Source organism: Nocardia terpenica, assembly GCF_013186535.1.
Classification (GTDB): domain Bacteria; phylum Actinomycetota; class Actinomycetes; order Mycobacteriales; family Mycobacteriaceae; genus Nocardia; species Nocardia terpenica.
The window spans coordinates 136,957-163,469 of record NZ_JABMCZ010000002.1 but is presented as its reverse complement, the minus strand read 5'-3'; the positions used below and the strand labels follow the sequence as shown (position 1 = coordinate 163,469).

At 67.8% G+C, this 26,513-nt stretch carries 26 protein-coding genes and 1 pseudogene; 16 read left to right on the top strand and 11 right to left on the bottom strand.

Annotation, left to right across the window (positions count from 1 at the left end; translation table 11 throughout):
* Positions 1 to 18 precede the first annotated feature (18 nt).
* On the bottom strand, positions 19 to 2,064 hold the full coding sequence (locus tag HPY32_RS12120) for a M13 family metallopeptidase (protein WP_231951442.1): 2,046 nt from the start codon (positions 2,062 to 2,064) through the stop codon (positions 19 to 21).
* Between the two features lie 291 nt (positions 2,065 to 2,355).
* On the opposite strand from HPY32_RS12120, the gene rplN reads away from it, so the two are divergent.
* The 4 genes from rplN to HPY32_RS12100 are packed head-to-tail and all read left to right on the top strand — an operon-like array spanning position 2,356 to position 3,793.
* The gene (gene rplN, locus HPY32_RS12115; RefSeq protein ID WP_040745724.1) at positions 2,356 to 2,724 is read left to right on the top strand and encodes a 50S ribosomal protein L14; all 369 of its coding nucleotides are present in this window, start codon (positions 2,356 to 2,358) and stop codon (positions 2,722 to 2,724) included.
* Positions 2,725 to 2,727: 3 nt separating this feature from the next.
* The gene (gene rplX, locus HPY32_RS12110; protein WP_067581364.1) at positions 2,728 to 3,042 is read left to right on the top strand and encodes a 50S ribosomal protein L24; all 315 of its coding nucleotides are present in this window, start codon (positions 2,728 to 2,730) and stop codon (positions 3,040 to 3,042) included.
* Positions 3,042 to 3,605: a 50S ribosomal protein L5 gene (gene rplE / locus HPY32_RS12105; RefSeq protein ID WP_067581366.1), complete on the top strand. Its 564-nt coding sequence runs from the start codon at positions 3,042 to 3,044 to the stop codon at positions 3,603 to 3,605. Before rplX ends, rplE begins: the two co-directional genes overlap by 1 nt.
* A 2-nt stretch (positions 3,606 to 3,607) precedes the next feature.
* Positions 3,608 to 3,793 (top strand): type Z 30S ribosomal protein S14, encoded by a 186-nt coding sequence (locus HPY32_RS12100; protein WP_029923637.1) that lies wholly within the window; start codon positions 3,608 to 3,610, stop codon positions 3,791 to 3,793.
* Between the two features lie 68 nt (positions 3,794 to 3,861).
* Here the strand turns inward: HPY32_RS12100 and HPY32_RS12095 are convergent, their stop codons facing one another.
* Positions 3,862 to 4,122 carry a PIN domain-containing protein gene (locus tag HPY32_RS12095; RefSeq protein ID WP_082870857.1) on the bottom strand — a complete coding sequence of 87 codons (261 nt, stop codon included), beginning with the start codon at positions 4,120 to 4,122 and terminating at the stop codon, positions 3,862 to 3,864.
* A 303-nt stretch (positions 4,123 to 4,425) separates the two neighbouring features.
* Between HPY32_RS12095 and rpsH the strand changes: the two genes are divergently transcribed.
* From rpsH to HPY32_RS12045, 10 genes are all read left to right on the top strand, one after another.
* Positions 4,426 to 4,824, top strand: coding sequence for a 30S ribosomal protein S8 (rpsH, locus tag HPY32_RS12090; RefSeq protein ID WP_067581370.1), 399 nt, complete (start codon positions 4,426 to 4,428; stop codon positions 4,822 to 4,824).
* 14 nt (positions 4,825 to 4,838) lie between these two features.
* Entirely contained in the window at positions 4,839 to 5,378 is a 540-nt protein-coding gene (gene rplF, locus HPY32_RS12085; RefSeq protein ID WP_067581372.1) for a 50S ribosomal protein L6, read from the top strand.
* Between the two features lie 3 nt (positions 5,379 to 5,381).
* Positions 5,382 to 5,789 (top strand): 50S ribosomal protein L18, encoded by a 408-nt coding sequence (rplR, locus tag HPY32_RS12080; RefSeq protein ID WP_067581374.1) that lies wholly within the window; start codon positions 5,382 to 5,384, stop codon positions 5,787 to 5,789.
* Positions 5,790 to 5,826: 37 nt separating this feature from the next.
* Positions 5,827 to 6,459, top strand: a complete 633-nt coding sequence (gene rpsE, locus HPY32_RS12075) for a 30S ribosomal protein S5 (RefSeq protein ID WP_067581376.1) — start codon at positions 5,827 to 5,829, stop codon at positions 6,457 to 6,459.
* Position 6,460: 1 nt separating this feature from the next.
* On the top strand, positions 6,461 to 6,646 hold the full coding sequence (gene rpmD, locus HPY32_RS12070) for a 50S ribosomal protein L30 (RefSeq protein WP_067581378.1): 186 nt from the start codon (positions 6,461 to 6,463) through the stop codon (positions 6,644 to 6,646).
* Positions 6,643 to 7,086 carry a 50S ribosomal protein L15 gene (gene rplO / locus HPY32_RS12065; protein ID WP_067581381.1) on the top strand — a complete coding sequence of 148 codons (444 nt, stop codon included), beginning with the start codon at positions 6,643 to 6,645 and terminating at the stop codon, positions 7,084 to 7,086. Before rpmD ends, rplO begins: the two co-directional genes overlap by 4 nt.
* A gap of 156 nt (positions 7,087 to 7,242) precedes the next feature.
* On the top strand, positions 7,243 to 8,565 hold the full coding sequence (gene secY / locus HPY32_RS12060) for a preprotein translocase subunit SecY (protein WP_067581383.1): 1,323 nt from the start codon (positions 7,243 to 7,245) through the stop codon (positions 8,563 to 8,565).
* Positions 8,562 to 9,107, top strand: coding sequence for an adenylate kinase (locus HPY32_RS12055; RefSeq protein WP_067581385.1), 546 nt, complete (start codon positions 8,562 to 8,564; stop codon positions 9,105 to 9,107). The genes secY and HPY32_RS12055 overlap by 4 nt, the downstream gene beginning before the upstream one ends.
* Positions 9,108 to 9,112: 5 nt before the next feature.
* Positions 9,113 to 9,913 carry a type I methionyl aminopeptidase gene (map, locus tag HPY32_RS12050; protein ID WP_067581387.1) on the top strand — a complete coding sequence of 267 codons (801 nt, stop codon included), beginning with the start codon at positions 9,113 to 9,115 and terminating at the stop codon, positions 9,911 to 9,913.
* A 58-nt stretch (positions 9,914 to 9,971) separates the two neighbouring features.
* Complete coding sequence (locus HPY32_RS12045; RefSeq protein WP_067581389.1) at positions 9,972 to 10,595, top strand: DUF6585 family protein; 624 nt, start codon at positions 9,972 to 9,974, stop codon at positions 10,593 to 10,595.
* Positions 10,596 to 10,603: 8 nt separating this feature from the next.
* Here HPY32_RS12045 and HPY32_RS12040 read toward each other — a convergent pair whose 3' ends face one another.
* The 4 genes and pseudogenes from HPY32_RS12040 to HPY32_RS12025 form a co-directional block, all read right to left on the bottom strand.
* Positions 10,604 to 10,891: a hypothetical protein gene (locus HPY32_RS12040; RefSeq protein WP_067581391.1), complete on the bottom strand. Its 288-nt coding sequence runs from the start codon at positions 10,889 to 10,891 to the stop codon at positions 10,604 to 10,606.
* A 25-nt stretch (positions 10,892 to 10,916) separates the two neighbouring features.
* A pseudogene (gene dtd, locus HPY32_RS12035) lies at positions 10,917 to 11,362 on the bottom strand (D-aminoacyl-tRNA deacylase).
* Between the two features lie 28 nt (positions 11,363 to 11,390).
* Positions 11,391 to 13,625 carry a serine/threonine-protein kinase gene (locus tag HPY32_RS12030; protein ID WP_067581393.1) on the bottom strand — a complete coding sequence of 745 codons (2,235 nt, stop codon included), beginning with the start codon at positions 13,623 to 13,625 and terminating at the stop codon, positions 11,391 to 11,393.
* A 73-nt stretch (positions 13,626 to 13,698) separates the two neighbouring features.
* Entirely contained in the window at positions 13,699 to 15,216 is a 1,518-nt protein-coding gene (locus HPY32_RS12025) for an amino acid permease (RefSeq protein WP_067581395.1), read from the bottom strand.
* A gap of 155 nt (positions 15,217 to 15,371) precedes the next feature.
* On the opposite strand from HPY32_RS12025, the gene HPY32_RS12020 reads away from it, so the two are divergent.
* Both HPY32_RS12020 and HPY32_RS12015 read left to right on the top strand, forming a co-directional pair.
* Positions 15,372 to 16,157, top strand: a complete 786-nt coding sequence (locus HPY32_RS12020; protein WP_067581397.1) for a MerR family transcriptional regulator — start codon at positions 15,372 to 15,374, stop codon at positions 16,155 to 16,157.
* A 118-nt stretch (positions 16,158 to 16,275) separates the two neighbouring features.
* A complete protein-coding gene (locus HPY32_RS12015; RefSeq protein ID WP_067581399.1) occupies positions 16,276 to 16,473 on the top strand; it encodes a hypothetical protein in 198 nt (65 codons plus the stop codon).
* Positions 16,474 to 16,488: 15 nt separating this feature from the next.
* Here HPY32_RS12015 and HPY32_RS12010 read toward each other — a convergent pair whose 3' ends face one another.
* From HPY32_RS12010 to HPY32_RS11990, 5 genes are all read right to left on the bottom strand, one after another.
* Positions 16,489 to 17,151 carry a response regulator transcription factor gene (locus tag HPY32_RS12010; RefSeq protein ID WP_067581402.1) on the bottom strand — a complete coding sequence of 221 codons (663 nt, stop codon included), beginning with the start codon at positions 17,149 to 17,151 and terminating at the stop codon, positions 16,489 to 16,491.
* A 57-nt stretch (positions 17,152 to 17,208) separates the two neighbouring features.
* On the bottom strand, positions 17,209 to 19,215 hold the full coding sequence (locus HPY32_RS12005) for a DUF6585 family protein (RefSeq protein ID WP_067581404.1): 2,007 nt from the start codon (positions 19,213 to 19,215) through the stop codon (positions 17,209 to 17,211).
* The gene (locus tag HPY32_RS12000) at positions 19,215 to 19,574 is read right to left on the bottom strand and encodes a hypothetical protein (RefSeq protein WP_067581406.1); all 360 of its coding nucleotides are present in this window, start codon (positions 19,572 to 19,574) and stop codon (positions 19,215 to 19,217) included. Before HPY32_RS12000 ends, HPY32_RS12005 begins: the two co-directional genes overlap by 1 nt.
* A gap of 43 nt (positions 19,575 to 19,617) precedes the next feature.
* Complete coding sequence (locus tag HPY32_RS11995) at positions 19,618 to 20,316, bottom strand: hypothetical protein (RefSeq protein ID WP_067581408.1); 699 nt, start codon at positions 20,314 to 20,316, stop codon at positions 19,618 to 19,620.
* 72 nt (positions 20,317 to 20,388) lie between these two features.
* On the bottom strand, positions 20,389 to 26,499 hold the full coding sequence (locus HPY32_RS11990; protein ID WP_067581410.1) for a WXG100-like domain-containing protein: 6,111 nt from the start codon (positions 26,497 to 26,499) through the stop codon (positions 20,389 to 20,391).
* Positions 26,500 to 26,513: the final 14 nt, after the last annotated feature.

Genomic DNA, 26,513 nt, shown 5'->3' with positions numbered 1-26,513 from the left:
CGCCCGCGACACGGCGACTCAGAGCGAGACGCGCTGGTCCTGGGGCAGGAACAGTTTGTCGGAATCCTTCACCCCGAAGGTCGAGTAGAACTCGGGGAGGTTGCGGACCACCTGGTTGCAGCGGAATTCGCCGGGGGAGTGGACATCGTTGGTCAGCAGCGACTCGGTGTACTGCCGGGTCTGCTTGTTGCGCCAGTTGCGGGCCCAGGACCAGAACATATCGGTGTAGTCCGGGTTGTCGCGGCCGTTGCGCTTCTCGAGCAGGCGGAAGGCGGCCAGGGCGATCATCAGGCCGCGCAGGTCGGCCAGGTTCTCGCCCACGGTGAGCTCGCCGTTGACGTGCTGGCTCGGATCCAGCCCCGCCGGGACCAGCACGTTGTACTGGGCGATGAGCTGCTTGGTCTTGGCGTCGAAGGCCGCCTTGTCCTGCGGGGTCCACCAGTCGCGGCGATTGCCGTCGCCGTCGTACTTGGAGCCCTGATCGTCGAAGCCGTGCCCGATCTCGTGCCCGATCACCGCGCCGATGGCCCCGTAGTTCACCGCGGGCTCGGCGTCCTTGTCGAAGAACGGCGGCTGCAGGATCGCGGCCGGGAAGTTGATCGAGTTGGAGCTGGACTCGTAGTAGGCGTTGACCGTCTGCGGCGTCATGCCCCACTCGGTCTTGTCGACCGGGGTGCCCAGCTTGTTCATCCCGCGCTTGTTCTCGAAAGCCGTGACCGCGCGCAGGGATTCGATCAGCTTGCCGCGCGTGATCTTGACCGACGAGTAGTCGATCCACTTGTCCGGGTAGCCGATCTTCACGGTGATCTTGTTCAGCTTGGCGATGGCCGCCTCCCGGGTGGGCGGCGACATCCAGCTGGAATTGGTGAAGTTCTCGCGATAGGCGGCCATGAGATCCTCGACCAGCGCCTTGGCGCGATCCTTGGCGTCCGGCGGAAAGTGCTTGGCCACGTACAGCTTTCCGAGCTGATCGCCCGCGAACTGATCGACCGTGGTGATCGCCGACTTCCACTGCTCGGGCTGCTGCTGGGTGCCGTTCATCACCTTGCCGAAGAACTCGAAGTTCGCGTCGGCGATGTCCTTCTTCAGATACTTGGCGAACTGCCGCACCACGGCGATCTTCAGGTACTCGCGCCACTGCGCGATATCCACCTCGCCCCACAGCTGCGCGGCCGCGGTGACGAACGACGGCTCGCTCACCACCACCTTGTCGAACAGGTTCTTCGGCCGATCGGTATTACCGGCCAGCCACGGATCCCAGTCGAACCCCGGCGCCAGAGCGGGCAGCTCGCTCCAGGACTTCAGGTTGTAGGTGGCGTCGTCGTCGCGGGTCCGCACGTTGTCCCAGAACCCGGCGGCGATCCGCTTCTCCAGATCGAACACCCGCTGCGCCATCCCGACCGGATCCGGGAACCCCGCGCCGGTCGCGATCTTCTCCAGGTAGGTGTGATACGCGGCGAGCTTGTCGGCGTACTCGGGCTTGCGGTAGTACTGCTCGCTCAGCCCGATACCGGACTGCGAGAGATAGGGCAGGTAGGCGTTGGAGTTCTTCTGATCGACCCCGACGCCCATGCCGATCAGGCCGCCGATCGGCAGCGCGCCCATCACCTTCGCCAGATCCGGCTTGGCGGGCGCCTTATCGATCTGATCGAACAGGTCCTGCAGCGGCGACATGCCCAGCTTCTCGATGGTGTCGGTGTCCATCCGGGCGTCGTACAGGTCGCGGATCTGCTGCTCGGGCGTCCCGTCCTTCGGGTTGTGGATGCCCTCCACGATCTCCCGCAGCTGACCCTCGATCCGGTCGCTGACCTCGTCGAACGTGCTGTAGCCCGTCTTGTCCGGGGGCAGCTGGTAGTCGGCGAGCCACTTGCCGTTGAGGTGCCGGTACAGGTCGTCCTGCGGCCGGACCGCGGGATCGACGCCGGACAGATCGGGCCCGGTCGGCGGTTTCTTCGCGGGCTGCTCCGTACTGCACGAGGCCAGCGCGGTCACCACGGGCACCGCGCCCAGCGCGATCAGCAGCGAGCGGCGATTGATACGAATCGGACGACCGGACGATGTCACAGGAAAATCCTCTCCCCACAGCGTGGCGATCTTGCTCGGCCTTGGTTCGGATGAGGCTAACCCACCGTGCTGAGCGATGCCTGAACATGCGCAGGTCGGTCCGGCGACCCCGATTTGGGTCGGACCTGCGGCATGGCTACACTGGTCGGGTTGCCCGCGGGACTGTGTGCCCGCACTTCGGCCGCGAACCCACAGTGTTCACTGGCAGGCGCGCGTGCGAAGGGCAACTGGCCATGCCCGTCGGGTCGGTAATCCGGCGTGCATATCGTCCAGGTCTTAGGAGGAGCTGAAGTGATTCAGCAGGAGTCGCGACTGCGCGTCGCCGACAACACGGGTGCCAAGGAGATCCTCTGCATCCGCGTGCTCGGCGGGTCGTCGCGTCGCTATGCCGGTATCGGCGACGTCATCGTCGCCACCGTGAAGGACGCCATCCCCGGCGGAAACGTCAAGAAGGGTGATGTCGTCAAGGCCGTCGTCGTGCGCACCACCAAGGAGCGCCGCCGTCCGGACGGCTCGTACATCCGTTTCGACGAGAACGCCGCGGTGCTGATCAAGGCGGACAACGATCCGCGCGGCACCCGCATCTTCGGCCCCGTCGGCCGCGAGCTGCGTGACAAGCGGTTCATGAAGATCGTTTCGCTGGCCCCGGAGGTGCTCTGACTCATGAAGGTGCACAAGGGCGATACCGTGATCGTGATCTCGGGTAAGGACAAGGGCGCCAAGGGCAAGGTCATCCAGGCCTACCCGAAGGACAACCGGGTCCTGGTCGAGGGCGTGAACCGGATCAAGAAGCACGTCGCGAACTCCGCGAACCAGCGCGGCGCCAGCTCGGGCGGCATCGTGACCCAGGAGGCGCCCATCCACGTCTCGAACGTGATGGTTGTCGACTCCGACGGCAAGCCGACCCGCGTGGGTTACCGCACCGACGAGAACGGCAAGCGGGTGCGTATCTCCCGTCGCAACGGGAAGGACATCTGATGACCACCTCCGAGAAGATCCAGCCCCGGCTGAAGCTCCGCTACCGCGCGGAGATCAAGGACGCGCTGAACAAGGAATTCAACTACGCCAACGTGATGCAGATCCCGGGCGTGGTGAAGGTCGTCGTGAACATGGGTGTCGGCGACGCCGCCCGCGACGCCAAGCTGATCAACGGTGCCGTGGCCGACCTGGCCCTGATCACCGGCCAGAAGCCGGAGATCCGCAAGGCCCGCAAGTCGATCGCGCAGTTCAAGCTGCGTGAGGGCATGCCGATCGGCGCCCGCGTCACCCTGCGTGGCGACCGCATGTGGGAGTTCCTGGACCGCCTGGTGTCCATCGCCCTCCCGCGTATCCGCGACTTCCGCGGCCTGTCGCCGAAGCAGTTCGACGGCAACGGCAACTTCACGTTCGGCCTCTCGGAGCAGTCGATGTTCCACGAGATCGACGTGGACAAGATCGACCGCCCCCGCGGTATGGACATCACCGTCGTGACCACGGCGACCAACGACGAAGAGGGCCGTGCCCTGCTGCGTCACCTCGGCTTCCCGTTCAAGGAGAACTGAGCATGGCCAAGAAAGCTTTGATCAACAAGGCGAACGCGAAGCCGAAGTTCGCCGTCCGCGCCTACACCCGCTGCCAGCGCTGCGGCCGCCCGCACGCGGTCTACCGCAAGTTCGGCCTGTGCCGCGTGTGCCTGCGCGAAATGGCCCACCGAGGCGAACTCCCGGGCGTACACAAGTCCAGCTGGTAAGCCACGGCTGCATAGCGGAAAAGCAATGCGGTGGTTCGTCGAATCGACGAACCACCGCATTCGCGCATCTAATGGAGATCGCCGGGCAGTACCCGGAATGCCTCGTGCTCGGTGAGCGGAGTGACGGCCCGAAAACCTCTGCGGTCCAAGGTGAGAACCTCATTGGTTTCGTAGTCGGCCGCCAAGGCCACGGAGACGGCATCGGCAAGGTCTAGATCCAGGTCCGGATAGAGTCGCCGCACGGCATTCGCCTGATCGAGGACATCGGTGGTCACCGCCGCGATCTCGAAGTGCTCCGTCCGAGCTTGCGCGGCCAGATCCTCGATCATCTCGATCGAGATCCGCCGACCGAGCGCTCGTCGCGCGACGGCTCCGCCCGCCGCCGCACCCGCGCCGCTGTGGCCAAGGCCATGTCCCCTGGATTTTGTCACGTTCGAGGCCCCCTCTACACTAGAGCGGTTGCCTGGGCAGCATCGTACGCGCATGCGTGCACGCGGTTCCGGGCACATGCACTCAACCGGACAACCAAAGTTGTCCGGACCAGCCGAATTGCTGTAGGCCCACGATCGGTGCGTGTTGATGCGTGCCGGTGCTGGATGGGAACCGCGGCGAGAAAGGTGAGTGGTCTACCCATGACCATGACCGATCCGATCGCAGACTTTCTGACCCGTCTGCGCAACGCCAACTCGGCGTACCACGATCAGGTGAAGGCGCCGCACTCGAAGCTCAAGGCGAATATCGCCGAGATCCTCAAGCGCGAGGGTTACATCGCCGACTACCGGACCGAAGAGGCGCCGGTGGGCAAGACCCTGATCGTCGACCTGAAGTACGGCCCCAGCCGTGAGCGCAGCCTGCAGGGCGTGCGCCGCGTCTCGAAGCCCGGTCTGCGCGTGTACGCGAAGTCCACCAACCTGCCCAAGGTCCTGGGTGGCCTCGGCGTGGCGATCATCTCCACGTCGACCGGTCTGCTCACCGATCGTCAGGCCAAGCAGCAAGGCGTGGGCGGCGAAGTCCTCGCCTACGTCTGGTAAGGGAGGTAGGAACAATGTCGCGTATCGGTAAGAAGCCGGTCCCGGTTCCCGCCGGCGTCGAGGTGACCATCGACGGCCAGAACATCACGGTGAAGGGCGCCAAGGGCACCCTGTCGCACGTGGTCGCCGAGCCGATCACCGTCACCAAGGCCGAATCCGGTGAGCTGGAGGTGGTCCGTCCCAACGACGAGCGCCAGAACCGCTCGCTGCACGGCCTGACCCGCACCCTGGTCAACAACATGATCATCGGTGTGACGCAGGGCTACGAGAAGAAGATGGAGATCTTCGGCGTCGGTTACCGCGTGCAGGCCAAGGGCTCGAACCTGGAGTTCGCCCTGGGCTACAGCCACCCGGTGCCGATCGAGGCTCCCGAGGGCATCACCTTCGCGGTGGAATCGCCCACGAAGTTCTCCGTGTCCGGCATCGACAAGCAGAAGGTCGGCCAGATCGCCGCGGTGATCCACGGCCTGCGCAAGCCCGACCCGTACAAGGGCAAGGGCATCCGCTACGCCGGTGAGGTCGTTCGCCGCAAGGTCGGAAAGACGGGTAAGTAAGCCATGGCACAAACCGAAACTCAGAAGGCCGCGCGCAAGCCGCTCGGCAAGGATGCGTCGACTCGGCGTCGTGTTTCCAAGGCGCGCCGGCACTTCCGTCTGCGCAAGAAGGTCCTCGGCACCCCCGAGCGTCCGCGCCTGGTCGTGTTCCGCTCCGCGCGGCACCTGCACGCCCAGCTGGTCGACGACTCGGTCGGCAAGACCGTCGCCGCCGCCTCCTCGATCGAGGCGGACGTGCGTGCCCTCGAGGGCGACAAGACCGCCAAGGGCCGCAAGGTCGGCGAGCTGCTCGCCGCCCGCGCCAAGGCCGCCGGTGTGGAGGCCGTGGTGTTCGACCGCGGTGGCCACGACTACCACGGCCGCATCGCCGCCCTGGCGGACGCCGCTCGGGAAGGCGGGTTGAAGTTCTGATGACCAACACCAAGCGTATGAACGGAAGGAACGTCTGATGCCGGGACGTCAGCGCCACGGCGGAAACGGACCCGCCGGACAGAACGGAAGCAACGACGGCGGTCGCGGGGAGCGTCGCGGTCGCCGCGACGATCGTCGCGAGCAGAGCCAGGCCGAGAAGAACCAGCTCGAGCGGGTCGTCGCCATCAACCGCGTGTCCAAGGTCGTCAAGGGTGGTCGGCGCTTCAGCTTCACCGCCCTGGTGATCGTGGGCGACGGCAACGGCCTGGTCGGCGTCGGTTACGGCAAGGCCAAGGAAGTTCCCGCGGCCATCCAGAAGGGTGTCGAGGAGGCGCGCAAGGGCTTCTTCCGCGTCCCGATGATCGGCAGCACCATCACCCACCCGGTGCAGGGCGAGGCGGCGGCCGGTGTGGTCATGCTGCGCCCGGCCTCCCCGGGTACCGGTGTGATCGCCGGTGGCGCCGCGCGCGCCGTGCTGGAGTGCGCGGGCATCCACGACATCCTGGCCAAGTCGCTCGGTAGCGACAACGCGATCAACGTCGTGCACGCGACGGTTGCGGCCCTCAAGATGCTGCAGCGTCCGGAGGAGGTGGCCGCTCGCCGCGGTCTGCCGATCGAGGACGTTGCCCCGGCGGGCATGCTGCGTGCACGTGCCGGACAGGGAGTCTGACATGGCACAGCTGAAGGTGACTCAGATCAAGTCCACGATCGGCGCCAAGAAGAATCAGCGGGAGTCGCTTCGCACCCTCGGCCTGCGCGGAATCCGCCAGACCGTGACGCGCGAGGACAACCCCCAGAACCGCGGGCTGATCAACGTCGTGCGCCACCTCGTTACCGTTGAGGAGGTCAACGCATGACCATCAAGTTGCATCACCTGCGTCCCGCCCCTGGCTCCAAGACCGAGAAGACCCGCGTGGGTCGCGGTGAGGGCTCCAAGGGCAAGACGGCGGGCCGCGGTACCAAGGGTACGAAGGCTCGCAAGAATGTCCCGGCCCGCTTCGAGGGTGGCCAGATGCCGCTGCAGATGCGGCTTCCCAAGCTGCGCGGCTTCAAGAGCCCCTTCCGGGTCGAGTACCAGGTCGTGAACGTCGGCGACATCGCCCGGCTGTTCCCGCAGGGCGGCACGGTCGGCAAGGCCGAGCTGGTCGCGGTCGGCGCGGTGCGCAAGAACGAGCTGGTGAAGGTGCTCGGCGAGGGCGAAATCGGTGTGGCCGTTCAGGTTAGCGCCGACAAGTTCTCCGGCTCCGCCAAGGAGAAGATCACCGCCGCCGGTGGCACCGCCACCGAGCTGGGCTGACGGCAGTTGATCTGACATCGGGCGCCGGACGGGTGAGAGCTCGTCCGGCGTCGCTGTTAAAGTTCAAGTTGTCTGCCACGACTCGCCTGCGCCGTCTCCGCGGCGAATGCCGGCGACGGAGACAGCCCGCACCCATGTCATGAGCCAGGAGGATCTGTGCTTTCCGCCTTCGCGTCGGCTTTCCGCACACCGGACTTACGGCGGAAGATTCTCTTCACGCTGGGCCTGATCGCGCTCTACCGCATCGGTGCCACCGTTCCGTCTCCCGGTGTGGACTACAAGGCGGTCAAGAAGTGCATCGACATCGTCTCCGGTGGTGAATCGGGTGGTATCTACCAGCTGATCAACCTGTTCTCCGGTGGCGCGCTGCTGCAGCTGTCGGTGTTCGCGATCGGCATCATGCCCTACATCACGGCGAGCATCATCATCCAGTTGCTCACGGTCGTCATCCCGCGGTTCGAGGAGCTGCGCAAGGAAGGCCAGTCCGGCCAGACCAAGATGACGCAGTACACCCGGTATCTCGCGATCGCGCTGGCGATTCTGCAGGCCACCGGCCTGGTGGCGCTCGCCGCGCGCAAGCAGCTGCTGCAGGGCTGCCCGCAGGAGATCCTCGCGGACCAGAGCATCTTCGGCATGATCATCATCGTGCTGGTGATGACCGCCGGCGCGGCGCTGGTCATGTGGTTCGGCGAGCAGATCACCGAGCGCGGCATCGGAAACGGCATGTCGCTGTTGATCTTTGCCGGTATCGCCGCGCGACTTCCCAGCCAGGGCAAGCAGATCCTGGACACCAAGGGCGGATTGATCTTCGGGCTCATCTGTTTCGCGGCCCTGGTGGTCATCGTCGGCGTGATCTTCGTCGAGCAGGGCCAGCGCCGGATTCCGGTGCAGTACGCGAAACGTGTCGTCGGCCGCAAGATGTACGGCGGCTCGTCGACCTATCTGCCGCTGAAGGTCAACCAGGCCGGTGTGATCCCGGTCATCTTCGCGTCCTCGCTGCTGTACCTGCCGAACCTGGTCGCCCAGCTGACCCGCAACACCTCCGGCGGCAAGGGCAGCTGGTGGCAGGAGATCATTCAGAAATACCTGGTGAACCCGGGTAACCCGGCGTATATGGCGATCTACTTCGCGTTGATCGTGTTCTTCACCTACTTCTACGTCGCGATCACCTTCAACCCGGAGGAGCGCGCCGAGGAGATGAAGAAGTTCGGTGGTTTCATTCCCGGGTATCGTCCCGGTAAGCCGACCGCCGACTACCTGCAGTTCGTCCTGAGCCGAATCACCCTCCCCGGTTCCATCTACCTCGGTGCGGTGGCCGTGCTGCCGAACCTGCTGCTGCACATCGGTGGCGGGGGCGGTTCGAACTTCCTGCCGTTCGGTGGCACCTCGGTGCTGATCGTCGTGAGTGTCGGCCTCGATACGGTCAAACAGATCGAGAGCCAACTGATGAACAGAAATTACGAAGGGTTCCTCAAGTGAGACTCGTACTGCTCGGACCGCCGGGTGCCGGTAAGGGCACGCAGGCCGAACTGCTGTCGGACAAGCTGGGTGTTCCGCACATCTCCACGGGCAACCTCTTCCGTGCGAACATCGACCAGCAGACCCCGCTGGGCCGTGAGGCGCAGAAGTACCTGGACGCCGGCAATCTGGTGCCCAGCGACGTGACCAACCGCATGGTGGAGTCCCGCATCGCGGAGCCGGACGCCGCCAACGGGTTCGTCCTGGACGGGTACCCGCGCACGGTCGATCAGGCCGAGGCGCTGGAGAAGATGCTCAAGGAGTCCAGCCGGGAGCTGGACGCCGTGGTGAGCATCGTGGTGCCGGAGGACGTCGTGGTGGCGCGCATGCTCGGCCGCGGCCGCGCCGACGACAACGAGGGCGTCATCCGTAACCGGCTGCGGGTCTACCGCGAGGAGACCGAGCCGCTGCTCGACCACTACGACGGCACGGTCGTCGCGGTGGACGGCGTCGGCGAGGTCGACGAAGTGAACGAGCGCATCCTGCGCGCCCTGGGTCGCTGACGCGAATGGTGTTCGGGCGCAAGCAGAAGAAGGTGGTGCCGTTCCGCACCTCCGGCGAGCTGGAGGCGATGGCCGCGGCCGGCGCGATCGTGGGCCGGGCCCTGGTCGCGGTCCGCGCGGCCGCCAAGCCCGGCGTGTCGACGCTGGAGCTGGACGAGGTCGCCGAGCAGACCATCCGGGACGCGGGCGCGGTGCCGTCCTTCAAGGGCTATCACGGCTTCCCCGGGTCGATCTGTTCGTCGGTGAACGACCGTGTGGTGCACGGGATTCCGGCCAAGGACGAGATCCTGGCCGAGGGCGATCTGGTGTCCGTCGACTGCGGCGCGATCCTGGACGGCTGGCACGGCGACTCGGCGTGGACCTTCGGCGTCGGCGAGATCATCGAGGCCGACCGGCTGCTCAGCGAGGCCACCCGGCTCTCGATGGAGGCGGGGATCGCGGCCATGCTGCCGGGCAACCGGCTCACCGACGTCTCGCACGCCATCGAGCTCGGCACCCGCGCGGCGGAGCGCGAGCACGGCCGCGCCTACGGAATCGTCGACGGCTACGGCGGGCACGCCATCGGCCGCCAGATGCACATGGATCCGTTCCTGGCCAACGAGGGCGCGCCCGGGCGCGGACCCAAGCTGGTGGTCGGGTCGGTGCTGGCCATCGAGCCGATGCTCACCCTCGGAACCACCCAGACCAAGGTCCTCGGCGACGACTGGACGGTGGTGACCGAGGACGGCAGCCGCGCCGCGCACTGGGAGCACACGGTCGCGGTCACCGAGGACGGTCCGCGGATTCTGACGCTGCGGCCCGAATAGCGCATAGTTTGTGTAAACGGGGGGATTGAAGTAGCGCGCCGGTGGGCATCATTCGGGGATGACGACGGTCGTACAGGAGTCCCCGGCGGCCGCCGCCATTGATGCGGCGGCGGATCGGGAGCGACTCGGGCGGCATCGCGGGACCTATCGCGCGATGCTGCCCAATGCGGTGTGGTACACGGTGTGCAATCGAGGCACGCGGCTGGATCTGTTCGAGCGCGGCCTCGTCGTGAGCCATCGCGGCCGGGTGCGGGTGGTCCGCTACGACAGCACCAGGCTGTGCCGCCGGGTGGTCCGGGTGGCGAAAGATCGCGTGCAGCACGAGTGTTCGTGCGATTACACCCTCATCGACACGGCCGGGGCGCCGGTGCGATTGCAGCACGGCATCGAGCGGGCGGCGCAGTGGGGGCCCGCGGTCGAGCGGGCCGTCACCGAGGCGCAGCTGCCCGCGGCGCGCGCCGCGCTCGCCGCCGGTGAGCGGCTGGACTTCGAGCACTTCTGGATGACCGCGACGGAGCTCGGGGTCGGGGATCGGTCGGTGCCGTGGTCGCGGGTGTCGCAGATCGGCGTGGTCGGCGGGTGGCTCAGCGTGCGGGTCGCGGGGGAGTCGCAGCCGCTGGAGTCGCTGCCCATCAGCCTGATCCCCAATTTCGCGATCTTCCGCGCGCTGGCGCCCGCCTGACGACGGAATCAGCGCGCGCCGAACGTCTTTCCGCGGGCGCCGTGCGCGGTCATGGTGGTGAGCGGCACGGTGTCGCTCCAGCCGCAGGGCCGATCGCAGAAGGCGAGGACGGTGGTCTCCCCGCGCCGGGCGGCCGCGGCCCGCGCCGGATATCCGCACTCGGGGCACTTGCCGAAGAAGTCGAGAATCTCCTGATATCCGGGAACCGCTGGGGTGCGGTGGTCGGTCATGTCCTTCTCCTCGCCGATCGGTGTTCCCTCGGCGGTGGACAGTAGCCCGTGTGCGGTGCGCCGCAAGCGGATTCGCGTATTCCTGGAGAAGTCACAGCCCTTCGAGGAGCAGGGTGACCGGTCCGTCGTTGACGAGTTCGATGCGCATGTGGGCGCCGAAGCGTCCGGTGGAGACCGTGGCCCCGAGTTCGCGCAGGGTCGCGGCGAAGCGGTCGACCAGCGGCTCGGCGACCGGGCCGGGCGCGGCGGCCGACCAGGACGGGCGGCGGCCCTTGGCGGTGTCGGCGTAGAGGGTGAACTGGCTGACGACCAGGATGGGGGCGTTCAGGTCGGCGGCGAGCGTTCGCCGTCGAGTATCCGGAGCCGGAACAGCTTGTCCGCCAGAGTCTTCGCCGTCGCCTCGGTGTCGGTGCGGGTGACTCCCACGAGCGCGAGCAGTCCGTGCGGCGCCCCGGCGGCGGCCGGATCGATCCGCCCCACCACCTCGTCTCCGACGATCACCCGCGCCGAACTCACCCGCTGCACCAATACCCGCACGACCGATGATTCTCGCAGGCGCGGGCGGCTACCACAGGGATCGGGGCCGGATCGCGTTCGCGAGATCGACGAGCGCATAGCGTTGCAGCCGCCGGGGGGTGGTGCGAGCGATCGAGCGGAGCACCCACTCCAGGCCCTCGCGCAGCCCGGTCTCGGTGAAGGGGACGTCGAGGATGGTCGCCTCCGCCGGGGGCTGCCCGCCGCCGCGGCACCACGCCAGCGCCGCGCCCAGCACCAGCGCCCGCAGCTGCGGCTGCCGCGGTTCGTCGGGCAGCGTCTGCAGCCGGGCCGCGGCCGCCTCGAGATCGGCCCGCGAGATCGCCGCCGGTGGCCGCGACACCAGCAGCAGACACCCGGTCAGCTGCGCCACATTGTGATGCCGCGAGGTGGCCGGAACCTGCTCCAGCACCGCCACCGCCGCGTGGACATCCCCGTCGGCCGCCAGCCGCCGCACCACACCGAACGCCGCGCTGGCCACCGTCCGATCGGTCCGCCAGACCGTTCGGTAGTGCTCGGCCGCCACCCGGCACCAATGCTCCGAATCCCCGGTCGCACCGAGCGATTGCAGGACCAGTTCCGCCGATCCGCCCAGCGCCAGCTGGGGGGCCAGCTCCCCGGGCACCTTGGCGTGGACGCGGGCGAAGCGGTCGTAGGCCCGGTCGTAGTGGCCGTCGATCAGGTCGGCGATGCCGAGGTACCACTCGATGCGCCAGTCGGCGGCGTGGTCGGGGAGCAGGCGTTCCAGGTCTGCTCGGGCCTGTTCGGGGCGGCGCAGGTCCAGGTGGGCTCGGGCGGCGGCGAGGGAGCCCTCCGGCTCGAAGTTCTCGGGGGTGCCGATGGTGCCGGACCGCATCTGGTCGAGCGCGTCCAGGGCGCGATGCGGGTCGCCGTGCAGCAGCGGCGCGAGCAATTCGGCGGCGGGGTCTTCGCTGTCGATCAGCGGGACCGGCAGGGCGGCGACGACGCTCGCCGCGTCGAGCGCGGGCGTGCGGTGGACGCCGTCGACGAGGCCGTCGGTCTGCCGGATGAGGGTATCGATGCCGAATTCGCCTCGGGGAGCGCCGAATACGACCGACACCTGCGGATGTTCCGCGCCGGTGTCCTCGGCGAGCACGATCCGCAGCACGCCCCCCAGCTGGCGATACATCGCGTAGGCGGACGGAAACCGCTCGGCGGCATCGGGATCGGTGGCCCGGGCGAGCAGCCGCGCGTAGGACGGGTACCGGCGCAGCACCGAATTCGCCTCGGGCGCGGGCAGACCGGGGCACTTGTGCCCGGCCTCGTCGGTGGGCATGTCCAGGGTCAGCGCGGCCAGCGTCCGGCCGACGGTGTAGATGTCGGAGGCCACCGTGGGTCCGGTCGCGGTGAACTCGGGCGCCTGGTATCCCGGTGTGCCGTAGAGATTTCCGCCGGAGTTGCGGGCCGCCACCGCGCCCAGGTCGATGAGCTTGATCTCGTCCTCGCCCACCATGATGTTGTCCGGCTTGAGGTCGTTGTAGGCCAGGCCGAACGAGTGCAGATAGTCCAGTGCCGGAAGCACTTCCATGACGTAGGTGATGGCCTCGGCGACCGGTAATCGCGCGGGCGCCAGCTCGTCGAGCGTGGTCTTCAGCGACCGCCCGTCGACGTACTCCATCACGATGTAGCCGACCTGCACGCCCGCGGACTTGTGTTTGACGAAGTTGAAGATCTTCACGATCCCCGGATGCGCCATCTCGGACAGGAACTGCCGTTCGGCCAGCGCCACCACGTGCGCCTCGAAGTCGAGCGGATTCTGCAGGCCCTTCAGCACCACCCAGCGATCGCTGACATTGCGGTCGCGGGCCAGATAGATCCAGCCCATGCCGCCGTAGGCGAGACAGCCGCGCACCTCGTACTGCCCGGCGACCAGATCGCCGGGGTGCAGCAGGGGCGAGAAGTTGAACGAGGCGCCGCAGTGCCCGCAGGCGCCCGAGATGGCCCCCGGCCCGTCCGCCCCCGCGCGGCCGACCGGGTGCTGGCACTTCCAGCAGAACCGCTTGTTCTCCGGCACCTCGGGATCGGCCAGCACCGCGGCGGCCGGATCGACCGGCGAGATCCGGGGGAGGGAGACCAGCCCCGCGCCGAGGCGGCGCACGCTCGGCCGCGAACGGGTGGTGGGGCCGGATCCGGGATCGCCCGGCGCGGGCGCGGTGTCGGGGTCGGCCGCGAGCGGAGGATTGGAGGCGGTGCGGCGGGTCGCCCAGACAGGCGACGGCTGCGGCGCCGGGTCCTCCTCCCGCATGCTGCGAACCTCTCCGACGACGGGCAACGTCAGTGCGATTGTGCCCTATCGCCCGGAGAGGTGTTGTCGCTTGTCAGGATGTCTGGCCGGGGCGCTCGTCGCGGTGTTCCAGGGGGCGCTCGGCGACCACCGGGAACTGCCCGGTGTACCCGATGCGCTGCGCGGCGAGCCGCCGGACCCGCCGGCGAGCCAGGAACCAGCCCACGATCAGAGCCGGAATCATGACGACCACCATGACGAGGACCGCGCCCCGCTGGATGTCGTCGTTGCTGAAGGCCATCAGCAGCACCACCGCGGCCAGGAAGATCAGCGTCGCGATGCTGGTGTAGGGGGCGCCCGGCAGCCGGAAGGAGGGCCGCTGCATGCGTCCCGCGCGCGCCCACCGCCACAGCTGCAGCTGGCAGAGGATGATCGCGGTCCACGCCATGATGGTGCCCAGCGACGACATGTTCAGCACGATCTCGAACGCCTTGCCCGGCACGATCGCGTTCAGCCCGACACCGGCCAGCGCGATCACACCCGTGGCGAGAATGCCCACGTAGGGCACGCCGTTGCGGGACATCCGCGCCCCGACGGCCGGCGCGCTGCCGTTCATCGACATCGACCGCAGGATCCGCCCGGTCGAGTACAGCCCGGCGTTCAGGCTGGAGAACGCCGCGGTCAGCACGACCAGGTTCATCACCGTCGCCGCGCCGTCGACGCCGAGCTTGGAGAAGAAGGTGACGAACGGGCTCTCGCCGGACTTGAAGGCCGTGTAGGGCAGCAGCAGCGACAGCAGCACCAGCGAGCCGACATAGAACAGGGCGATGCGGGCGATCACCGAGTTGATGGCGCGCGGCATGACCTTGTGCGGATTCTGCGCCTCACCGGCCGCGGTGCCGACCAGCTCGCACGAGGCGTAGGCGAACACCACGCCGGTGACCGACAGCACGAGCGGCAGCGTGCCGTGCGGGAACAGGCCGCCGTGCTCGCTGATCACGCTGATCCCGGTGCTCTGGCCCTGAATGGTGAAGCGGCCCGCGAGGAAGACGCAGCCCAGCACGAGGAAGCCGACCAGCGCGATCACCTTGATGATCGCCGCCCAGAACTCCAGCTCGCCGAACCACCGGACCGACACCATATTGATGCTCAGCACGATGATGAGCGCGATGAGCGCGATCGTCCACTGCGGGATCGCCTTGAAGGCCGACCAGTAGTGCACGTAGGTGGCGATCGCGGTGATATCGGTGATCCCGGTCATGCACCAGTGGAAGAAGTACATCCAGCCGACGCCGAAGGCCAGCTTCTCGCCGTAGAACTCGCGGGCGTAGGAGACGAACGAACCCGACGAGGGGCGGTGCAGCACCAGCTCGCCGAGGGCACGCAGGACGAAGAACACGAAGATGCCGCAGACCGCGTAGGCCAGGAACAGTCCGGCGCCCGCATTCGCCAGTCGGCCGCCCGCGCCGAGGAACAGTCCGGTGCCGATCGCGCCGCCGATCCCGATCATCTGGAGCTGGCGTGGGCGAAGGGCCTTGTGGTACCCCGCATCCTCGGCGTCGAGGCCGTGCGCGGCGGTCGGGACATCCGCCGGAGGTCGCACTGTGGTCATGAACTGGCCTTTCCTGTGATGCCGGTCATAATCATCGAAGAACGTACCGCTATTTAACGGCACGTTCAACAAGCGTGCGCGATCGGTACCCTTCCGACGGCCGATCGTGGCCAACCATGGGGTCACCCCATGTTTCGGTGTGGTTTCCTTGAGATATGGCAGCGGGTGCGGAGTTTACGATCGACGAGCTGGCGCGCGAGGCCGGCACGACGGTACGAAGTCTGCGGGTCTATCACGAGCGTGGCGTGCTGCCGCCGCCGCAGGTCAAGGGCCGGACCGGATTCTACGGACCCGAACATCTGAACCGCGTGCGCACCATCAGCCGACTGCTGGATCGCGGCATCAAGCTCAACGGCATCCGGGAACTGCTGCAGGCGTGGGACCGCGGCGACGATCTCGGCGACATCCTCGGTGTCGGCGAGCCGGGCGAGATCGCCGCCGCCGACCCGGCCGCCGCGTCGCCCGCGCCCGACCGGGCCGTCCCGTCGCCGCCGGAATATTCCGAAACCACGGTTGCCGCAACCGAACTCGCGCAACGCTACCGCGAGGTTCCCAACGGCCTGGCGCGGGTGATCGCGGCCGGTCTGTACGAGCCGGTGGACGCGGCGACCTACCGTGTCGTCGATCCCCAGCTGGTCGGCCTGGCCGAGCGGCTGGCGGCGGCGGGCGCGCCGCCCGCGCAGGTGCTCGACGAGCTGGACCGGCTGGTGGCCGACTGCGATCGCATCGCCCGGCGCTTCGTGGACGTGTTCGAGCGGACGGCCTGGCAGGAGTTCCGGCAATCCCCGGGCGGCGCCGACGATCTCGCCCTGCTGACCGCGCGGGTGACCGACGCCCTGGCGGTGCCCGGCCGGGTGTCCGCGGAGCTGGTCGACCGGTTCGTCGCGCGGTACCTCGAGCGCGATATCGCCGAACTCGGAGATCTGCTGCGCGAGCGGTGATCCGGCGGGTGCTCGTAATATCAAGAATAGGTAAGGAGTTCGTATCCGCTCGACCGGCTCCGCGCCGGTGGGTGAAGATGGGGTTGGAAGCGTCTCGCTCCGCCGGAGGTGAATCATCATGTCGGACAACCCGATTTGCACCGCGGACGTGCGACCGGCAGACCTGCAGGAGGCGCATCGCCTGATGCAGGTACACCGCGCGTGCCCCCGTTCGTGTCCTTCCCGGCGGGCGGCGCTGCAGGTGCTGGTAGCGGCGGGGCACTATCGGCTGTCGACCCGATTCGGGCCCACCGACGACGATCGGGTCGCGAGCTGAAACCGTCCGCACCGGTCACGCCTCCCAGCGGTAGCCGTGGCCGCGGATCGTCGTGATCAGCCCCGGCCGGTCGAGTTTCGCGCGCAGCGAGGCCATGTGCACGTCCAGCGCCCGCGAGACGGCCAGGAAGGCGTCGCCCCAGATGCGATCCATCAGCTGCTGCCGGCTGACCGCCGAGCCGGGCCGCTCCACCAGGATGCGCACCAGCTCGAATTCCTTGTGCGTCAAGGTGACCGGCTGGCCGCCCACCCGCACCTCGCGGGCCGCCAGGTCCACCCGCACGTCGCGGGTGATCACCACCTCGGGTGCGACCTGCGCGACGGCGACGGTGACGCGCCGGGTGACGTTCTCCAGCCGGGCCACCAGTTCCGCGATGCGGGGCGGCTTCACCAGGTAGTCGTCGGCGCCGGTGCGGAGCCCGCGCACGATCGAGCGCTCGTCGCCGCGCGCGGTGAGGATCACCACCGGCACCGTGCTGACCTCGCGTAGCTGCCGCAACACCTGCAGGCCGTCCATATCGGGGAGGCCGAGATCGAGGATGATCGCGTCGTAGTCGCGGTGGGACAGCAGCACATCGGCGCCGCGGCGCTTGCGATCGGTCTCGTGGCCGAACGCGTTGAGCGCCTCGACGAGCGCTTCGCCCACGCCCTCGTCGTCTTCCACCACCGCGAGTTTCACCGGCCGATCTTCGCAAATCGCCCGATTGTCCGCAGGGTTTCGCGGTGAGACCAGGGGTTACCGCGAGGCAGCCTGGGCGCGCAGCCGGTCCGCGAGTGCCAGGAAGACGAAGTAGTTGGGCACCGCGTTGACGGCGATCTTGGCCAGCGACAGCCACTGCCCCGCGACCCGCACCGACAGGAAGCCGCTCCGCACGCGGATCTCCTCCACCTGCGACCAGTGCACCGAACGTGCGTGTGCCGCAAGGGTGGTGGCGGTGACGCGGAGCGGGCCGAAGGTGATCTTCGCGCCGGAGGAGACGTCGGCATACGCGCGGGGGAGCTGGGCCTCGATCACGTGTTGGCGCAGTTGCTTCGCCCAGGCGTCGGGCTGGGCGAATCGGCCTGTGATACGGAAGGATTCGCCGGACGGATCGGTCAGCATGAAGGTGTACGTCAGGCGCGTGGGGCGGCCGTAATACCGGTGCTGGACAATGTCCTGCCGCACGGTCACGGTATCCCACCGGAAGACGGTCGTCCGGCTGCCCGCGGCAACGACCAGCCCGTGCTCGAACAGACTCAATTGCGCGGTGCGGCTGCCGAATCCGACACCGCGCACCGGCAGGTAGGCGAACCGGGCCAGCGCGTGCCGCGGCGACTCGAGGAAGGTCGGCAGCCAGCGCCACCCCGCGATCACCACCGCCATGAACGGGATGAGCCCGAGCACGACCGGGCCGCCCCGTGCCAGCCCGATGGCCAGAATCGCCAGCACGATGACCGTGGCGATGATCGGGCCGGTGGGGAGGCGGTCGAAGTAGCGGTGCGGATAGGTGGCCTCGTGCCGACCCAGCCGGTGGTTCTGCGCCGCGGCCAGAATCTGCTGGGACGGTTGATATCCGGGTGCGCTCGGCCGGACCTGGTCTGCTGCGAGATTCTGCTGGGGCTCGGACATGCCGACCGTTTCGATGGGGCGGGGTGGCGGAGCAGGATTGGCGGCGGCTGCCGGGGGCGCCGTCGTAGCGACGGCCACGATCTCGTCGCCGCCGGTGCCGGGCGGCGCGGGTGCGGAGGGGAGCGTCATGGATTGCGCCGCGGTGGTGGTCAGGTCTCGGGCCGTGATCGTGATGCGGCCGTCCGCGGTGATGTCGACGGCGACCTCGATCTCCGTCGTCCCGGCCGGGGCGGGCAGCAGACCGGTGAGCACGATGGCGCCCAGCTCGCCGACCGACGCGAAGGCGTTGCGGCTCTCCACGATTCGAATCCGGGCGCTGGTCTGCTGATCCACCGTCGTGGTGAAGGTGCGCGTCCAGCCCACCGGCACCGCGGTATTGCGGACGACGAGTTCGGCGCACTGTCCGCCCGCGGTCACCACGCCCAGGTCGATCGGAAGCACCTCGCGCACCAGGGCATTGATGGTGCCGTCCAGGGCGGCCGCGCGCACGGCGGCGCCCGAGGCGATCAACTGCTCCGGCGGCAGCGCACGATACGGCGGTCGGCCCCGTTCCAGTTCGTGAATCCACTGCTGGGCGGCCGGGAAGCGCAGGCCGTCGCCCGCCGCCACCACCTGCCCGATCTCGCCGGGGGTGAGGTCGAATTCCGCGAGCATCCGGTCGAGCGCGGCCCGGGCCGCCGACAGCGGGTCGGCGGTGGCCCCGCCGTGCACGGCCAGGATCTCGACCACATCGCGCCGGGCCTCGACCAGGGACAACCCATAGGCGTCGGCGGCCAGATCGATGGTGAGAATGGTGGCCGACTCCGGATGCTGGGTGAAGGTATAGGCCACGCCGATCGCGGTGGTGGCGCTGACGACCCGCGCGGCGGCGAAACCGGCCTGGGTGCAGGCCACTTCGAGGGCGCGCCGCTCGGCGATCGAGGCGTAGGCGGGCGCGGCCAGCACGGCCCCGACGTCCGCCGACCCGAGCCGGGCCTTCGCCTCGGCCGCGAGGTGGGTGAGCAGCGGGATCGGGGACTCCGACGAGGTGCCCGTCCAGCGGGCGGCGGCCCCGGCCACGACGGTCGGTCGCCCACCCTCGAGCACGCACGCGACCGCCTGCGGGGCCGCCAGATCGATGCCGATGTACCTCATCAGCTGATCGTCAACTCCTCGCCGAGCGGTTCACCGTCCGCGTCGACCTCGACGTAGTCGATCTCGAACGGCAGGCCGCGCTCCCGGCACAGCCGCCCCAGCGTCTCGAGCCGGGCCGCCGCGTCCGCGGTCGGCCCGTGCAGATCGCCCTCCAGCACGAAGAACGAATACGCCGTTCCCGCCGGGGGTTTGGCCTGATAGCAGTACAGCTCCAGGGTGTCGTCGCGATAGGACACCTCCCACCGGCTGCGGTGGGACTTCATCGTCAGCTCGTCGGCGCTCAACCAGGTCCGCAGGATGGCCTGGGCATTCTCGTGATCGCCGGTCGCGATGTCGCCGCGAAACTCGGTGCGCTGCATGGAACTCCTCATCGGATGGGAAGCACGATACGACGGGTGCGATTCAGTCGAGGGTCTTTTCCTCACCGAGCAGATTGCCGTCCGCGTCGACCTCGACATAGTCGATGTCGAAGGTGATACCCCGCTCGCGAAACAGCCGCGCCAGCGCCTCGAGCCGCCCGAGGGCAACCTCGGGCGCCTGATCGATATGACCCTCCAGCAGGAAGAACGACGGAGCCTCCGAGGGGTTCGCCCCCTGGGTGGCATACAGCTCGATGGTGTCGTCGCGGTATTCCACCGCATATCCATCCTGGCGCACGGTCATCGTGAGGTCGCCGATCCCCAGCCAGGTGCGCAGGATTTCCGCCATGACCGCGTGGTCGGCGGTCTTGGCCCAAGTGTGGTACTCGGTGCGCTGTAGCGGGCTCTTCGGCTGCTCGCGCTCCGCCTGCTGCCGTTGTCTCTCCTTCGCCTCCCGGACGTACATGTCGGTGTCCCAGGTGGGGTCCTCGTGGTCGGGCGGATCGCCCTTCCAGGAGAAGAACCACTCGATCCAGTCCTCGGTCGGTAGTTCGCTGAGCGGGAAGCGGCGGTCGATGGCCAGTTGGCGTGAAAACTCCTCCGCGGTCTTGCGATCGACGGTCTCGTAGCGATCCCAGTTCCGGTAGTCCGCAGTGAAACGCACGACCCGATCCGGGTCGTACTGCCATGCCTGGGTCCGCTGATTCCAGACCAGAGCATCGTCCGATTTGTCGGTCGTCACGAAGATCGTGAAGGGGGGTGACTTCCCGTATTCTTCTTCGCAGACTGCTACGTAGTAAAACATGCGGCTCTCCTACTGTGTACCGGGGTAGTCGGGGAGTATATCCGATACATCCAAGCCGAATTGGCTTGTTATCCATGAGAGGTCACGGCCGTTTTCGATAAGCCAATTCGAGTACCGCTGCCAGAGGAACGGGTTCTTTCTGGCCCACTTGGCGAAGCTGGTGTCGAGCGGCGGCCACAGCCGTTCCAGTCCCGGCGGAACCTGGTCGGCGAGGCCGAGTTCGTGATTGATGCGTAGGATCTGTAGGAACGCGTGGACCCGGCGCTCGATGGGCTCCTCGAGTCGTCGGAATACCTCGTAGAATTCATGGGTTAGCTTGTTGGCGCGCCAGGCCGCGTCGGTGGGAAACTGCACCTCGAACAACCGGCCGTCGGGCGTCCGCAAGGTGGTGTTCATACCGAAATAGCGGTTCCCGTCGCGCCAGAAATTCTTGACGTCGACGACCGTGTAACCGCGCTGCTGGAGCTGCTCCAGAGTTGCTTCCAGCGCTCGGGTGTAATGCTCGCCTTCGGGCAAGCGAATGGAGAAACGGACCAGGTCATTGACTCTCCCGAGGAAGTCGGCCACACTCTCGCCGCCCTTGGCATCGATGCCGTACTTGCGTTCGAGCGAGTCTGCGGTCTTGACCCGGTGGTCCTCCCCTCGCATCTCGAGGGGATCACCCTGCTGCCCCAGATGATTCGTCACGTCTCTGATTGTCTCTTTGAAGTCGGTGAGAATGCGGTCCGCGACCGGATGAGCGTTCGACACCTCGGCGACCAGGTATGCCGAGTCTTTCGGCGATGCCGTGAACTCGACCGCCTTTGGAGGCTTGTCCGCGTACACCGGAGTCTGATCCGACCCTGTGAGATCACCCGGCAGCAGGCTCCGTTGCTCGGCGGCCCGGAACAGCGCGATTTCGCCCCACGTCTCCGCAACCTGACCGCGGCGGTAAGCGATCTCGCCTACATCGCCGCCAACCCGGAGCGTGCCGTCGGGCAGTCGGCGAATATCGACGGCGAGCGGTTTGCCTTCACGCTTGCCTTGGTTCCATTCATGCGGCCACTCCGCAAGTCGGTCGGTGGGCGCGTGAATCGCCGTGGGGATCTCGGTCAGGCCCGCCATGCGGGCTGCCTTTAAACGACGATTGTCCAGGCTGGTAATTCGGCCGTTCTCGTCGATGACGGCATGGACCGGCCCGCCGCGCCAACCGTGCTCGGCCATCTGTTCGGCCACCTCGGTGACGGTCTGCCCATCCGAGGTCGTGCGGCTCACACTGCGCTGAGTGAACCGAACCTCTTCCGTCGGAACGATTTCGGTGCAAGGCAGTGCCTGTTGGATGCCAGGCAGCTTTTCCGGCGGCACCCCTTCGCCATCCGGATAGCCGAGATCGTCGAATGTCGCACGGCGGTACCCGTGACCGGTGGTCTCGGACTCGCTTTCGGCCGACCCGGCGGAGTCCTCGATGCGCGGCGGGGCGTCGGGATGCTCGACCTTCATCGTGGGCCGGGTGTCGAATTCGCCGCCGCGGACGAGGACGGAGACGCTCTCGACGTTCTGGTCGGGGTGTAGCCGCTGCATGTCCTTGGCGACGGCCTTGAGTGGCTTCGAGATATCGAGCTTCGAGCTGATGATGTCGTTGAGGACCGCGTTCTTGAAGGTCTTCGCCTGCGCGTTGTAGCCCGACTCGTTCGCCGCGATCTCCCGGGCGAGGTCGACCAGTTCGGCGGGCGTCCTGCCCTTCAGGTCGATCGGCCCGTCGGCGGACTTCAGTTTGATGCGGCCGTCGAACCGGTCGATCAGCATCTTGTTGAACTCGTCGCGGCCGACGAAGACGGCCAGGTCGACATCGCCCGCGCGCGGAGTGCGCAGCGACGAGCCCTGGACGACCACATCGTCGGTCGGGATGTCCGCGCGCTCCAGGCCATCGATCAGGTCCCTGCGGAAGCTCTCGTAATCCGTTGCGTCGGTGAACTTGTACGGATAACCGCGCTCCTGCACCACCTCGACATAGTTGTGCATCTGGGTCGCGAGTTCGTCCGCGCCGATCCGCTTGGCATCGCGGGACCCGACCTTGAGGAACTCCTCGATGGTGTGATCGTCGATCCCGAGCCGACGGCCCTCCTCGACCAGCGAGCGCATCTCGGAGTCGCTGTACTCGAGCCGGAACTTGGCATTGGCCTCGATCCGCGATTTCGCGCTCTCCACAACGGATTCGACGCTCCGCTCGGCGGGGCCGTGCTCGTCGGCGACCACCGGGTGGTCCTCCGAAGGCGTTGTCGGCCTTGGTTCCTCGTCCGGTGGCACGAACTTGCCGCCGGACTGCTTCGGCGGCCGGGGCGCGGATTCGCGTGCGCCGCCGAGGTTTTCGGTCTCCGGACCCGTCGCCCGATCCGGCACGCGCATGGCGGGTTTGGTGTCGAAGGGCCCGTCGTGCACCAGCGCCGACACGCTCTCGACATTCAGATGCGGGTACTTCTCCTGGATGGCCTTGGAGACGCCCTTCAGTCCCGGCGACACCTTCGACTTGGAATTGACGATGCCTTCGTCGATGGCATTGGCAAAGGTGCGGGCGTGCGCGTTGTAGACCTCACGGTTGGTGTCGGCCAGGATATTTCGGGACAGCTCGACCAGCTGCGAGTGGGACAGGTCGCCCAGCGGAATCTGCTCGCCGCTCTTGAGTTTCACCTTCCCGTCGAAATGGTCGACGACCATCTTGTCGAAGTGGGCCTGGTCCACGAACACGGCGAGATCGACGTCGTTCGCATGCGGCGTGCGCAGCGACGATCCCTGAATGGCGATGTCGCCGGTCAGGATTCCGGCCTCGCGCAGGCCGTCGACCAGATCGTTGCGGAAGTTCTCGAAATCCTCCGGACCGGTGAATTTGAACGGATATCCGCGATCCTGAACCTCCACCCAGTTGTGCATCTGCTCGATGAGCGCGTCGGCGGTGACGGGTTTGTCACCGCGCGAGCCGATCTTGATGAAGTCCTGGATGGTGTCGTCGCCGAGCCCGAGGCCGCGGCCCTCCGAGACGATCTCGTGCAGTTGGGAATCGGAGTAGTCGAGGCGGAAGTCGCCCGGCCGGTCGTCGATCCAGGACTTGGCCCCGTCGATGACCTCGGCGACCGGGGCGTGCTCCCCGCCGCCTACGCCTGAATGGTCCCCGCCGGAATCCAGATTCCTTCCTTGCGGTGTGTGGTCATCGCCTTCCCGGCGACCTTGATCGCCAGCGGGTCGGTCCTCCCGTCCGCCACTCTGACGGTGTGATCCGCCTTGTTGATCGTCAGTTCGCGATTCAACTGATGATCCGCCCCGCCGAACCGGTACGTCACTTCCTGCTCCGTCTCGGACACCTTCTGAAACACCAGGTATATGGCCATGTTCCGAGCTCCAACCCTCTATGTTCTCGCCGGTTCTGCCCGGGATATTCGATTCCCAGTCGAAGTTCTTGTTGGCTTCCACATGCGCGTCCCGATACGACGCGCCGGGGTGTTCGTCATAGTACTTGGCCTCGGCGATCTCATGCTCGAGCAGCACGATGTCCTCCGGCAGGGCGCGGCCCGAGGACAGGCGCATCCACGCCTCGGCGATATCGGCGTCGGCGTCGTAGCGCCGCATCTCCGTCCCGACCGGCTTGCCGTTCTCGTCGTAGACGGTGAGCGGATGTTCCTCCCGGAACAAGTGTTCCTTGACCCGCGAAATCTCGTCGTGGCCGAATCCGGTCGAGCCGTCCGCGCGGGTGACGTCGGACAAATGGTCTGCCATATGGGCAACGTCGTTGTCCGCGAGGCGGAAACGGTCGTACGCCTGCTCGGCCCAGGCATCCTGGGCCTCGGTGTCGAGGACGTCCCGCGGCCGCACCGCGCCACCGGACTGCACGTCACCCTCGCCCGGACGGTGATCGGCGGGGCCGTCGCCGGAGGTGCCATGGTCGTCGCGCCCGGGGCGATCGCCGGTCCGGGTGTCCCCGGCGCGGCCGTCCCCGGCGCGCGTGTCGCCCGGGCGGCCGTCCCCGGCCCGCACCTCGCTCGGTCGGCCGTCCCCGGCGCGCGTCTCGCCGCCGCGAACCTCGGCGGCCCGGGTGTCGATCGGCGTAATGCCCGGTGCGCCAGGGGTATCCGCGCCCTCGCGGCGGCCGTCTCCGGTGCTGCGGGTGGACTGGGTCTGCGCGGCACGCGTGTCCGGCCTGGCGCCGTCGCCCGCGCCGGGGCGGCCGCCCTCGCCCGCTCCCCGGCCGTCGGGGTACGGGGCGAGCGGGCGCTGCGGGTCGGGGCCGGGCGGGGTGTCCGCGGGTCCGCGGCCACCGGTCGTGGTTTCGGGTCCGCGGCCGGGGGCGGTGTCGGCGGGCCCGTGCCCCTGCGACACATCGCCCGGCGTGCCGGTCTGCGCGGCCGGGCGCGCGTCGGGGACCGCGCCGCGCGCCTCGGGCGTGACGCCGACGACCTGCGGCCTCGACTCGACACCGCTGCGCGTCGGAGCGACGGGCCTGTCCTGTTGCCCGGCAACGACTTTCGCATTCGGATCCGAGGCCGTGCCCGCTCCCGCGCGGCTCGCGCCACGATCGGCCGGTGTACCGGCGCCACGGTCCGCGGGTGTTCCGGCACCGCGATCGGAGGGTGTGCCCGCGCCGCGATCACCGGCAGGCCCGGCACCGCGATCGGGGGTGGCGGTGCCACGGTCGGCCGGTAGCCCGGCACCGCGATCCGCGGGTGCGGTACTCCCGCGATCCGATCCGGCCGTATCGGCCGTCGTCGGCCGCGTGCCGGTATCGCCGCCCGGCGCCGTCGAGCGGGTGCCGCTGTCGGCGGCGGGCGTGGTGGAGGTCGGCCGGTCGGCGACACTGGCTCCCGGGCGCGCGCCGTCGGTCGATGCCGGTGTCGCGTTGGTTTCCGCGTGCTGATGCGAATCCGTATGGCTCGCAGGGGAATCCGAGGTAGAAGTATGTGAATCGGTTGGTGCGGTAGAGGTTTCGGGCGGCGTGGACGCGCGAGCGGGTACGGTATCGGCCGGGTGGGTGCCGGTGTCGCCCGCCGACGGATGGGTCGAACTGGCGTCTCCCGCAGTGACTTCCGGTCGTGTCGCGGCCGCGGTGTCACCGGCGGAGACCTCGGTGCGAGCCGACTGGCCATCGGGCGTCGACTTGAGGAGTTCGGCCCCATCCTTGGCGCCGTGCACGGCGCCCATGCCGGCACCGGCGATCACCAACTGCGGATCGAAGGTCGTATCGACCTTGCTCCAGTCGAAGTTGCCGTGCGCCAGTTGATCGCCCACCTGCCAGGCGATTCCGGCGCCGTACATGCCGACACCGCCCGTAGCGCCGCCGATGGCACCGCTGAGCACCTTGTTCATGAACGGCGACACGGCGTCGCCCAGCAGTTTTTCGGCGCCCTTACCGACCGGTGCGCCGATCATGCCGCCGACGCCGAATTCGAAGCCGGTCTTCATGGCCTCGCTCAGCGAGAAACCGTCGTCCCGATGCCCCTCCAGCATCTCGATGCCCTGGGTGCCGACATCCAGCCCCACGCCCATACCGAAGCCCTTGACACCGGCCTCGAGGGCCTGTTTACCGATCACCTTCAGGCCGTCGATGCTGATGGTCTTGACGATCTGCTTCAGCAGCGTCCGCATACCGACGGACGCGGCCTCCTCGGCGAGCACCCGACCACCCTGCTCGGCGGCGATCTCCAGACCCGCGCGCCCGGCCGCGGCGGCGAACGGCACACCCAGCTCCCCGAAGGGGAAGTCGGCGATCAGGGCGATGATCGTGTAGGCCGTGATCCCGGCGAAGACCGCCTCCTGGATCTTGGTCGACTCGATCTGTGTCCCACCGTTTCTCGTGTAATGACCTAGATCCTTGAGCCCCTGCGCGAGCTTCTGCATCGAGGCGTCGCCGCCGTCGTAGAGGGTGCTGAACTGCTTGCGCACCGCCTCGGCGCCGTCGCCGACGTAGCATTTCTGCGTGTCGTCGGTGACCGAATGCATGTGGGGGATCAGCTTTTCGATGTCGGCGCCGGCCTTGTTCCAGGCATCGCCGAGCGCGAACAGCGAATCCTCGTCGCCCTCCGGATAGTGCGCACCGAAGTTCAGGATGTCCAGGATCCAGGACGGGATCCACTCCCACAGACTGGTGATCGACACGTGGCTTCCCCGAA

What these genes read in the sequence shown, in the direction of transcription:
- rplX (WP_067581364.1), top strand. Translation starts at nt 2,728, where the DNA reads ATGAAGGTGCACAAGGGCGATACCGTGATCGTGATCTCGGGTAAGGAC.
- rplE (WP_067581366.1), top strand. Translation starts at nt 3,042, where the DNA reads ATGACCACCTCCGAGAAGATCCAGCCCCGGCTGAAGCTCCGCTACCGC.
- HPY32_RS12100 (WP_029923637.1), top strand. Translation starts at nt 3,608, where the DNA reads ATGGCCAAGAAAGCTTTGATCAACAAGGCGAACGCGAAGCCGAAGTTC.
- HPY32_RS12095 (WP_082870857.1), bottom strand. Translation starts at nt 4,122, where the DNA reads ATGATCGAGGATCTGGCCGCGCAAGCTCGGACGGAGCACTTCGAGATC.
- rpsH (WP_067581370.1), top strand. Translation starts at nt 4,426, where the DNA reads ATGACCATGACCGATCCGATCGCAGACTTTCTGACCCGTCTGCGCAAC.
- rplF (WP_067581372.1), top strand. Translation starts at nt 4,839, where the DNA reads ATGTCGCGTATCGGTAAGAAGCCGGTCCCGGTTCCCGCCGGCGTCGAG.
- rplR (WP_067581374.1), top strand. Translation starts at nt 5,382, where the DNA reads ATGGCACAAACCGAAACTCAGAAGGCCGCGCGCAAGCCGCTCGGCAAG.
- rpsE (WP_067581376.1), top strand. Translation starts at nt 5,827, where the DNA reads ATGCCGGGACGTCAGCGCCACGGCGGAAACGGACCCGCCGGACAGAAC.
- rpmD (WP_067581378.1), top strand. Translation starts at nt 6,461, where the DNA reads ATGGCACAGCTGAAGGTGACTCAGATCAAGTCCACGATCGGCGCCAAG.
- rplO (WP_067581381.1), top strand. Translation starts at nt 6,643, where the DNA reads ATGACCATCAAGTTGCATCACCTGCGTCCCGCCCCTGGCTCCAAGACC.
- map (WP_067581387.1), top strand. Translation starts at nt 9,113, where the DNA reads ATGGTGTTCGGGCGCAAGCAGAAGAAGGTGGTGCCGTTCCGCACCTCC.
- HPY32_RS12045 (WP_067581389.1), top strand. Translation starts at nt 9,972, where the DNA reads ATGACGACGGTCGTACAGGAGTCCCCGGCGGCCGCCGCCATTGATGCG.
- HPY32_RS12030 (WP_067581393.1), bottom strand. Translation starts at nt 13,625, where the DNA reads ATGCGGGAGGAGGACCCGGCGCCGCAGCCGTCGCCTGTCTGGGCGACC.
- HPY32_RS12025 (WP_067581395.1), bottom strand. Translation starts at nt 15,216, where the DNA reads ATGACCACAGTGCGACCTCCGGCGGATGTCCCGACCGCCGCGCACGGC.
- HPY32_RS12020 (WP_067581397.1), top strand. Translation starts at nt 15,372, where the DNA reads ATGGCAGCGGGTGCGGAGTTTACGATCGACGAGCTGGCGCGCGAGGCC.
- HPY32_RS12015 (WP_067581399.1), top strand. Translation starts at nt 16,276, where the DNA reads ATGTCGGACAACCCGATTTGCACCGCGGACGTGCGACCGGCAGACCTG.
- HPY32_RS12005 (WP_067581404.1), bottom strand. Translation starts at nt 19,215, where the DNA reads ATGAGGTACATCGGCATCGATCTGGCGGCCCCGCAGGCGGTCGCGTGC.
- HPY32_RS12000 (WP_067581406.1), bottom strand. Translation starts at nt 19,574, where the DNA reads ATGCAGCGCACCGAGTTTCGCGGCGACATCGCGACCGGCGATCACGAG.